9 protein-coding genes are annotated in these 7,770 nt (G+C 73.6%); 6 read left to right on the top strand and 3 right to left on the bottom strand.

What is annotated here, in order from left to right; genetic code table 11:
* Positions 1-11: 11 nt before the first annotated feature.
* Entirely contained in the window at positions 12-806 is a 795-nt protein-coding gene (locus KME80_RS40325) for a class I SAM-dependent methyltransferase (protein ID WP_219514967.1), read from the bottom strand.
* Positions 807-929: 123 nt separating this feature from the next.
* On the opposite strand from KME80_RS40325, the gene KME80_RS40330 reads away from it, so the two are divergent.
* The 3 genes from KME80_RS40330 to KME80_RS40340 are packed head-to-tail and all read left to right on the top strand — an operon-like array spanning position 930 to position 2,437.
* Positions 930-1,364 carry a CBS domain-containing protein gene (locus KME80_RS40330; protein WP_246646543.1) on the top strand — a complete coding sequence of 145 codons (435 nt, stop codon included), beginning with the start codon at positions 930-932 and terminating at the stop codon, positions 1,362-1,364.
* A gap of 9 nt (positions 1,365-1,373) precedes the next feature.
* Positions 1,374-1,712 carry an MmcQ/YjbR family DNA-binding protein gene (locus KME80_RS40335; protein WP_219514969.1) on the top strand — a complete coding sequence of 113 codons (339 nt, stop codon included), beginning with the start codon at positions 1,374-1,376 and terminating at the stop codon, positions 1,710-1,712.
* Between the two features lie 32 nt (positions 1,713-1,744).
* The gene (locus KME80_RS40340) at positions 1,745-2,437 is read left to right on the top strand and encodes a B3/B4 domain-containing protein (RefSeq protein WP_219514970.1); all 693 of its coding nucleotides are present in this window, start codon (positions 1,745-1,747) and stop codon (positions 2,435-2,437) included.
* Positions 2,438-2,475: 38 nt separating this feature from the next.
* Here KME80_RS40340 and KME80_RS52305 read toward each other — a convergent pair whose 3' ends face one another.
* On the bottom strand, positions 2,476-4,095 hold the full coding sequence (locus KME80_RS52305; protein WP_219514971.1) for a DUF4082 domain-containing protein: 1,620 nt from the start codon (positions 4,093-4,095) through the stop codon (positions 2,476-2,478).
* 205 nt (positions 4,096-4,300) lie between these two features.
* Here KME80_RS52305 and KME80_RS40350 point away from each other — a divergent pair, with 205 nt between their 5' ends.
* A complete protein-coding gene (locus KME80_RS40350) occupies positions 4,301-4,948 on the top strand; it encodes a class I SAM-dependent methyltransferase (protein WP_219514973.1) in 648 nt (215 codons plus the stop codon).
* Here KME80_RS40350 and KME80_RS40355 read toward each other — a convergent pair.
* Complete coding sequence (locus tag KME80_RS40355; protein ID WP_219514974.1) at positions 4,930-5,871, bottom strand: serine hydrolase; 942 nt, start codon at positions 5,869-5,871, stop codon at positions 4,930-4,932. The genes KME80_RS40350 and KME80_RS40355 overlap by 19 nt on opposite strands.
* A gap of 88 nt (positions 5,872-5,959) precedes the next feature.
* On the opposite strand from KME80_RS40355, the gene KME80_RS40360 reads away from it, so the two are divergent.
* Positions 5,960-6,721 (top strand): DeoR/GlpR family DNA-binding transcription regulator, encoded by a 762-nt coding sequence (locus tag KME80_RS40360; protein ID WP_219514976.1) that lies wholly within the window; start codon positions 5,960-5,962, stop codon positions 6,719-6,721.
* A gap of 10 nt (positions 6,722-6,731) precedes the next feature.
* Complete coding sequence (pfkB, locus tag KME80_RS40365) at positions 6,732-7,730, top strand: 1-phosphofructokinase (protein ID WP_219514978.1); 999 nt, start codon at positions 6,732-6,734, stop codon at positions 7,728-7,730.
* The last annotated feature ends 40 nt before the right edge of the window (positions 7,731-7,770 follow it).

A 7,770-nucleotide genomic window follows, 5' to 3' on the forward strand; every position in this document is an offset into this window, starting at 1 on the left:
GGCGCCGCCCGTCACACGCGGCAGAGGATCTCGCCGTGGGTGATCGACAGCCAGGCGTCGTCGGCCGCGGCCCACTCCAGCCAGCCGCCGGACATCCGGCGCAGATCGTCCTCGGTGGCCGCGCCGCTGGCCAGGGCCTGCTCGGCCATGGCGGAGCGCAGGATCCGCTCGGCCCACATGCCGCCCCACCAGGCCCGGTCGGCGGGCGTGGCGAAGCACCAGACGGAGGCGGTGGCGGTGACATCGGTGAAGCCCGCGGCGCGGGCCCACGACAGCAGGCGCCGCCCGGCGTCGGGCTCGCCGCCGTTGGCGCGGGCCAGCTTCTGGTAGAGGGCCATCCACTCCTCCAGCTCGGGCAGCAGCGGATACCAGGCGAAGGCGGTGTAGTCGCTGTCGCGCGCCGCCACCAGCCCGCCCGGCCTGGTCACCCGGCCCATCTCGCGCAGGGCCAGGACGGGGTCGCCGACGTGCTGGAGCACCTGGTGGGCGTGGACGACGGAGAAGGCGCCGTCGGGGAAGCCGAGCGCGTGGGCGTCGGCCACGCGGAAGTCGGCGTTGGTCACGCCCCTGGCCTCCAGCTCGGCCTCGGCCAGTGCCAGCGCCTCGGGCGTCACCTCCGACACCGTCACCCGCGACACCCGCGCGGCCAGGTCGGCGGCAATGGTGCCGGGCCCGGAGCCCACGTCGAGCAGCGTCATGTCCGGCTCCAGGTGGGGCAGCAGGTAGGCGGCCGAGTTGGCGGCCGTGCGCCAGCGGTGGGAGCGCAGCACCGACTCGTGGTGACCGTGGGTGTAGACGGCGTCCATCGGGACTCCTCATCTCGTGATCGTCCCCGGCAGGCTAACACCTGTCTCGCCATTCAAGAGAAAACGTCTCACTATTCGGTCAGGATTAGCGGCCCGACAGCGGGTAGCTGGGAGGCTCCACCGATGAACAAGGAGCTCACCATGGCCAAGACCGTGGCAGACGTGATGACCGCCCACCCCGCCACCATCGAGGGCGACCAGCCGGCCAGCGCCGCCGCCGCCCTCATGCGCGACAACGACACCGGCGCGATCATCGTCAACGACAACGGCCGGATGCGCGGCATCGTGACCGACCGTGACATCACCGTCAGGCTCGTCGCCGACGACAAGGGCCCGCAGACGCCCGTCAAGGAGGCGTGCTCGTCGGACGTCGAGGCGATCGGCCCCGACACCAGCATCGAGCAGGCCGTCCAGCTCATGCGCTCGCACGCGGTGCGCCGCCTGCCCGTCGTCGAGGACGGCCGCGCCGTCGGCATCCTCAGCATCGGCGACCTGGCCGTCGAACGCGACCCGAACTCGGCGCTGGCCGACATCTCGGCCGCGGAGGGCAACCGCTAACGTGGCCCCGTGGTCACAGTCGAGGACGTGCGGCGGCTCGCGGCGACCCTGCCGAGGTCGTCGGAGCACCTGATCAGGGACCGGGTCAAGTTCCGCGTGGGCGCCATCGTCTACCTGGCGTTCTCGCGCGACGAGACCGTGATGGGCTTCGCCTTCCCGAAGGAGGAGCGGGCCGCGCTGGTCGCCGCCGAGCCCGCCAAGTTCCTCCTGCCGCCCGAGTCCGACCTGCGCTTCAACTGGGTCTGCGCGCGCATGGCCGCGCTCGACGAGGCCGAGATGCGCGAGCTGGTCGTGGAGGCGTGGCGGATGGTCGTGCCGAAGAAGGTCTACGCCGCCTACATCGCCTGAGACGGTCCCAGACAGTCTGAGACGATGGGCCCATGCACTTCCAGCACGACGACGCCGTCTGGCGCGACTTCCCGGAGCTGGTCCCGGGCACCATCCTGGCCGAGGGCATCACGCCCGGCGCCTCTGTCGACGAGGCGCTGCGCGCCCACCACGCGGCCGCGGCCGAGCGGCTGGCGGCCGGGCCGGAGTCCGGGCTGCCGGAGATCCAGGCGTGGCGGCGGGCCTTCTCCCGCATGGGGCTCAAGCCGACGCAGTACCGATGCGCCTCGGAGTCCCTGCTGCGCCGGTTCAAGAAGGAGGGGGCGCTGCCGCGCATCCATCCGCTGATCGACCTGTGCAACGCGGTGTCGGTGGCGTTCGCGATCCCGGTCGCGGTGTTCGACCTGTCCCGCGTGGACGGCTTCCTGGAGGTGCGGCGCGCGACAGGCCAGGAGGAGTACGTCACGCTCGCCGGCGAGCGTGAGCACCCCGAGCCCGGCGAGGTGATCTTCGCCGACGGCGGCGGCCACGCGCACGCCCGCCGCTGGACCAACCGGCAGAGCGGCCTGTCGGCCGTCCGCGACACGACCGCCTCCGTGCTGATCGTCGCCGAGGCCCTGCACCCCACGGCCGCCGAGGACGTGCGCAAGCTCACCGAGGTGCTGAGCGGCGAGCTGAGCGCCGCGTGGGGCGTCACGCCCGCCGCCGCGGTGCTCGGCCCGGCGTCGCCGCGCCTGGAGTTCTGAGCCTGCTCGACGTCCTGCTCGACGTCCTGTTCGACGCCCTATTCGACGCAGTCGTGCAGGTGCCGGACCGTCCGGGTGATGCGGTAGTGCTTGTCGATGGTGACGACCGCGTTGCCCGGGCCCCAGTCGATGTTCTCGCACGTGTCGGCCGAGCTGACCGGGCCGAAGTCCCAGGCGTCATGGACGAGCTTGTTGCCCGACACCTTCCACTTCGGCCCGGAACGCCACTGCAGGAACAGCGTGTAGTTGCCGCCGGCCAGCAGGTTGTCGGTCACCGTCACCGCGCTCAGGTTCTTGTCGACCAGGTTGACCGGGTCGGAGTGCTGGGGCGCCTCGCGCTGGTCGATCGTGTTGTGGTCGAAGACCAGGCCGCTGCAGACGATGCCGCCGGGGCAGTACGCCTGGATGCCGTCGGAGTGGCTCGTCGGCGGGCCGCACAGGTTCACGTACGAGTCCCTGATCGTGACGTTCCTGCCCGACATGCGGAAGCCGTCGTCGAAGCCACGCACCTCGATGCGGGTGGCGGTGAAGTTCTTCTCGCCGACTGCCGGGTAGATGCGGCAGCCCTTCTCCGGGCCGACCGTGGAGTCGGTGATGGTGAACGAGCCGCCCGTCTTCCAGTTGGTGATCATTCCGTCGATCCGGCTGTTCCTGATGACGACGCCGGACGCCTCCACGGTCAGGTCGCCGGTGATGTGCACGCCGTCGAGGACCTGGCCGGGCTTGGCGGCGGTGAAGTCGCCCTTGATCGTGGACAGCCGCAGGGAGTCGGGCACGCCGGTGCAGGCGGGAGTCGGGTGCGCGGGCAGCTCACAGCCGGGCCTGCCGGGCGTCGACGGCTCGGGGCCGGTGGGCTGCGGGCTCGTGGGCTGGGGGCTCGTGGGCTGGGGCTTGGTGGGCTCGGGCTTGGTGGGCTCCGGGGTGCTGGTCGGGGTGCGGGTGGGGCTCACCGTGGCCGTGGGGGTGACCGTGGTGGTGACCGTTGGGGTCGGGGTGGGGGTCTGGGTGCGGGTCCTGGTGGGGGACGGGCTCGGGGACGGGGTGCCGGTCCCTGGGCGGAAGACCACGTCGACGAGGTAGTTGTGGCCGGCGCTGGTCCTGCGGGGGAACGCGCTCGCGCCGTACGCGAACGCGCCGTTCCAGCGGGAGGCGCTGAGCGAGTCGGTCCCCGGCAGGTAGCGGCGGAAGTAGTGCCGGGCGACCGCGTAACGGCCGTCGGGCGCGTGGTAGGAGACCACGTACGAACGGCCGGCCCGCAGCGTGACGGGCTCCGGCAGGCGCGCCTCCTGCCAGCCGGAGGCCGTCTCCGTGCCGAACGCGACCCGTGCCAGCCGGTTGCCGGTGCCGTCCCACAGGCTGGCGGAGTGACCGGCGGCGGCACGGCGGTGCTTGTAGAAGCGGACCGCGACCACGGACCCGGTGCGGGACACGGTGAAGCGCATGCCCAGCTCGACGGGCCTGCGGTCACGCCCCAGCTTGGCCGGGACGACGCTGGTCGGCGACCAGAAGCTCTCCTCCTGCGCCGCCGCCCGGGGCGTCACGGGGAACACGGCCGCCTGCCGCTCCGCGGGGAGCGCGGGGGCCGGGCCGGCGAGCGCCGCGAGCGCGACGAGCGCGGCGGCGGCCGCCGTCAGGGTGCGGTGCGGTGAACCGTTCACGAGGAGGCCTCCAGAATGAATCCCCGATCAGCGAACCGGCCCCATGCTGCCAGCATCACGCGCCACTCCGGGCACTTTTCCGCATATTTCAGTTATCCAACCGAGATACGCCAGAAATAGGTCCGTTGCCCGGCGTTGATTGCAGCCGGCCCCAAATTCAGGAATGTCGTTGCCTGCCGGGCGCGCATTGATCAGTATCGGGATCATGGCACGCGACTGGGTGAGCTGGCACGACGACTACGACCGGCCGGGATCGAGTCTGGGCCGGCGCCTGGCCGTGGTCCAGGGCGCCGTCCGCGCCGCCCTCGACGCGGGCGCGGAGCGGGTGGTGAGCCTCTGCGCGGGCCAGGGCCGCGACCTCCTGCCGGTGCTGGCCGTGCACCCCCGGCGTGGCCGGGTGCGCGCCCGGCTGGTCGAGCTCGACGAGCGCAACGCGCGGCTGGCCGAAGAGCGGGCGCCGGCCGGGGTGGAGGTGATGCGCGGCGACGCGGCCCTGACCGACGCCTACGCGGGCGCCGTACCGGCCGACCTGGTGCTGGTCTGCGGCCTGTTCGGCAACCTCGGCGACGCCGACGTCCGCCGTACGGTCTCCGCGCTGCCCCAGCTGTGCGCGCCGGGGGCGACGGTGGTGTGGACCCGGCACACCCGCGAGCCCGACCTGGTGCCGTCGATCTGCGCGTGGTTCGAGGAGACGGGGTTCGAGGAGACGGGGTTCGACCGGGTCTCACTGGAGACGGCGGAGTTCGGCGTCGGCGTGCACCGCTACGCCGGCCCGCCCACGCCGCTGCGGCGGGGCGAGCGGATGTTCACCTTCCTCCCGGGCGGCTCACGTGCTCAGGAGAGCCCTCGGTAGAGGTCCTTGGTCAGGCCGGTGATGCGGCGGACCGAGCTGCTCCAGGTCGCGCCCGCCGGGTGCGCCGTGAGCACGGCCATGACGTAACGCTCGCCCTTGCCCACCAGGCCGGTGGTGTGGAGCACGGGACGGCCGAGGTCGGGGATGCCCGAGCCGCGCGAGCGCAGCGCGACCGTGGAGATGGACGCCCCCTGGGCCCGCGCGTCGCAGCGGACCGGCGGCACGGTGCCGAACCCGGACCAGCCCTGCTTGACCGCGAACGGCCGGGGCACCGCGCTGGGGATGCCGAAGGTCTGGTCGAAGCCGTCGCTGCCGCACGGGGTGGCCTCGCGCAGGTGGCCGAGCACGATGTCGCGGACGCGTGGCTCGGCGGTGTCGAGCAGGTAGCGGTAGGTGCGCACGATGTCGTGGACGCTCAGCGACACGTACCCCCAGAAGCCGGGGTGGGTGGCGGGCGGCGGCGTGGTGTCGGACAGCCGCAGCTTGCGGGCCATCCGGGTGACGATGGCGCCCTTGCCGCCCCGGTCCCACAGCGTGGAGGCGGCGTCGTCGTCGCTCTCCCTCAGCATGATCTTGAGCAGCCGGGCGTCGGCGGCGGAGACCTGCCGGTTCCGTTCCAGGAAGTCGATCGCCATCAGGATCTTGATCACCGAGGCGGAGCGGAACTTGCGGTGCGCGTGACGGGTGGCGACCGGCTTGCCCTTCGTCCGGTCGAAGACGAGCCAGGAGGCCGTGGTGCCCGCCGGGACCTTGGGCGGCCGGGCCGTACGGGCCGTGCTCGCGGATGCGGACGGGGTGGCCGCGGGGGCGCTCAGCGTCTCGGGGGCGGCGGTGGCCGACGCGGGGCCGGCCGAAGGCCCGGCGACGCATCCCGCTGCGAGTGGTACGGCTGCCGCCACGGCGGCCCACGGCTTCATACGCATCCGACATACCTATCAGAGTCTTGACGACTCCACAGAAACGGAGTTAAACAAAGGGGAATCCAACTCGAAACGGCGGTGAACCCACATCATGTACGCCGAGGAGCGGCAGCAGGAGATCCTCCGCAGGGCGCGCGCGGCGGGCCGCGTCGACGTGGTGTCCCTGGCCGGCGAGCTCGACGTGACGACCGAGACCATCCGCCGCGACCTGACCGCGCTGGAGCGGGCGGGCGTGCTGCGCCGGGTGCACGGCGGCGCGATCCCGGTGGAGCGGCTCGGGTTCGAGCCCGCGCTGGCGGCCCGCGACGAGGTGATGACGGCCGAGAAGGAGCGCATCGCCAAGGCCGCGCTCGCCGAGCTGCCCGAGGACGGGTCAGTGATCATCGACGCGGGCACCACCACGGGCCGCCTGGTGGGGGTGCTGCCCGCCGACCGCGAGCTCACCGTGGTGGTCAACTCGCCGCCGCTGGCCACGGCGCTGGCCGCCCGCGCCAACCTGAACGTCATCATGCTCGGCGGCCGGGTGCGCGGGCGCACGCTGGCGACGGTGGACGACTGGGCGCTGCGGCCGCTGTCGCAGCTCCACGTGGACGTCGCGTTCATGGCCACGAACGGCTGCTCGGCGGCGCGCGGGCTGACCACGCCGGACCCGGCGGAGGCGGCGATCAAGCGGGCGATGGTCGGCGCCGCGCAGCGCAGCGTGCTGCTGGCCGACCACACCAAGTTCACCAACACGTACCTGGCGTCGTTCGCCACGCTGGCCGAGATCGACGTGGTGATCACCGACACGGGCCTCGACCCGGCGCTGGCCGCCGAGCTGTCGGCCGCCGGACCCGAGGTCGTCCGGGCCTGAGGGGGCGGCGGTGATCCTCACCCTGACGCTGAACCCGAGCCTGGACCGCACGATCGAGATCGGGGCCCTGGCCAGGGGCGCGGTCATCCGGGCGGCGGCGGCGCGGCTCGACCCCGGCGGCAAGGGGGTGAACGTGTCGCGGGCGCTGCTGGCCAACGCCGTGGCGTCGCGGGCGGTGGTGCCGTTCGGGGGCGACGAGGGGCGGCAGCTCGTGCGCCTGCTCGGCCAGGAGGGGCTGGACATGGTGACGGTGCCGGTGGCCGGGCGGACCCGGTCCAACGTCACGCTCGCCGAGCCCGACGGCACCGTCACCAAGGTGAACGAGCCGGGCACCGCGCTGTCGCCGGCCGAGCTCGACACCGTCGCCGACGCCGTGCTGGCCGCCGCGCACGAGGCGGACTGGGTGGTCGCCTCCGGCAGCCTGCCGCCGCGGGTGCCCGACGACGTCTACGCGCGGCTGTGCCGCCGCTTCGCCGGGGCCGGGATCCACGTGGCGGTCGACACCAGCGGCGCCGCGCTGGCCCGCGCGCTCGGCGCCGCCCCGGCGCTGGTCAAGCCGAACCTGGAGGAGCTGGCCGCCGCCACCGGCCGGGCGCTGCGCTGCCTGGGCGACGTGGTGGAGGCGGCGGGCGAGCTGCGCGCCGCCGGGGCCCGTACCGTCCTGGCCAGCCTGGGCGCCGACGGCGCGGTCCTCGTCGAGGACGGCGGGATCTGGTACGGCGAGGCCGCGGTCGCGGAGCCGCGCAGCGCGGTCGGCGCGGGCGACGCAATGCTGGCGGGCTTCCTGGCCGCCGGGGCGCGCGGCGAGCGCGCCCTGGTGGAGGCGCTGGCCTGGGGCGCGGCGGCGGTCGGCCTGCCGGGCAGCCGCATGCCGGGCCCGCGCGACATCCGCCGCGACGCCGTACGCGTCCACGCACCCGACCCGGCGCGCCCGCTCACCTCGGCCCTCGACCCGGCGCGCCCGCTCACCTCGACCACCGGCCCGGCGCGGCCGCCGCCGGGTCGCTGACCGGCTCACCCCCTGGAGTCTGCTCATCCCCCCGAAGGAG

This window comes from Nonomuraea ceibae, from assembly GCF_019396325.1.
Lineage (GTDB): Bacteria > Actinomycetota > Actinomycetes > Streptosporangiales > Streptosporangiaceae > Nonomuraea > Nonomuraea ceibae.